Raw genomic sequence first — 1,254 nt, forward strand, 5'->3', positions numbered from 1 at the left:
AGTAATCAAAGGTAAACTAAATCAGCAGGAGCTGGATTCGGTTATGGAATGCTATCGTTAAGCATGAGACAATAATTAGATTAGAGCAAAAAATAATTCGGGGAAAGGTAATGGCAAGAGGTATAAACAAAGTAATTTTGATCGGTAATTTAGGGCAAGATCCTGATGCGCGCATGACGGCGCAAGGTTCAGCGGTCACAAACCTGAATATTGCTACGGATGAAAGTTATAAAGATAAAAACAGTGGACAGATGGTGCCAAAAACGGAGTGGCATCGTGTTGNTATGTTTAATCGTTTAGCTGAAATTGCAAAAGATTATCTGCGTAAAGGCTCTAAAGTCTATATCGAAGGTAAGTTGCAGACCAGAAAGTGGCAAGATCAAAGCGGACAAGACCGCTATACCACCGAGATTGTTGCGAACGAACTGCAGATGCTAGATAGTAAGCAGGGTGGATTTGATCAGCCGCAAGCAGCCACGCAAGGCGGGTATCAGACACAGCCTGCTCCTCAAGCAGCACCACAAGCACAGGCTGCACCGCAGGGCTATGCGCAGCCACAGCAGGCGGCGCCGGTTCAACAAGGCTATCAGCGCGCGCCACAACAGGGCGGCCAGGCTTATACTCAGGCAGCGCCTCAAGCCGCTCCGCAAAGCGCTCCAGCAATGGCGCCTCCTAGTGATGATTTTGATGATGATATTCCGTTCTAATTCACAGTATATTTAGTTTTGTAGATTTAAATTCTACAAAGAGCCCCTTGAGGTGTTATCTTTCAGGCTTATATGTAGATAAGGTCGGTACCGATGAGCCTTGCTCTGTTAGTAATTCTTCTCGTTGTGGCACTGAGTACAGTCAGCTGTGTATATGTGTATAACTATCGAGGAGAGGTGCGCTATAAGAATCTTCGCGAATATCTCCGGAAAGCTTGGCCAATTTTTGCTCCTCTCAATTGTTTTCTGTATGTGTCGACCAAGCGAAATTATCGTAAACCGATTGTTAATATTGATGATTTTGCTGAGCTTCAGTCCCTTACTGACAAGTGGGAACTCGTGCGTGAAGAGGCGGAGAGTCTTAGAGAGCAGGGTTACTTTGAGAAGACAACCAAAGAAGGCTCTGCATCGTACTATGATGTTGGCTTTAGAACCTTCTATAAGCATGGTTGGAGTAAATTCTATGTCAACTGGTATGGTTACACGCATGAATCTGCAAAGAAGCTATGCCCTAATACAGTTGAGCTGCTAAAAAACATTCCTTCAG

General features: G+C 44.9%; 2 protein-coding genes. Both read left to right on the top strand.

Annotated elements, in window-relative coordinates:
* Positions 1–110 precede the first annotated feature (110 nt).
* The gene (gene ssb, locus A3729_RS12455; protein ID WP_068633939.1) at positions 111–707 is read left to right on the top strand and encodes a single-stranded DNA-binding protein; all 597 of its coding nucleotides are present in this window, start codon (positions 111–113) and stop codon (positions 705–707) included.
* Between the two features lie 252 nt (positions 708–959).
* Positions 960–1,254: aspartyl/asparaginyl beta-hydroxylase domain-containing protein (locus A3729_RS33050; protein WP_197475832.1), on the top strand; the 295-nt coding region annotated here is incomplete at its 3' end.

The sequence above is a fragment of the Oleiphilus sp. HI0043 genome, assembly GCF_001634935.1.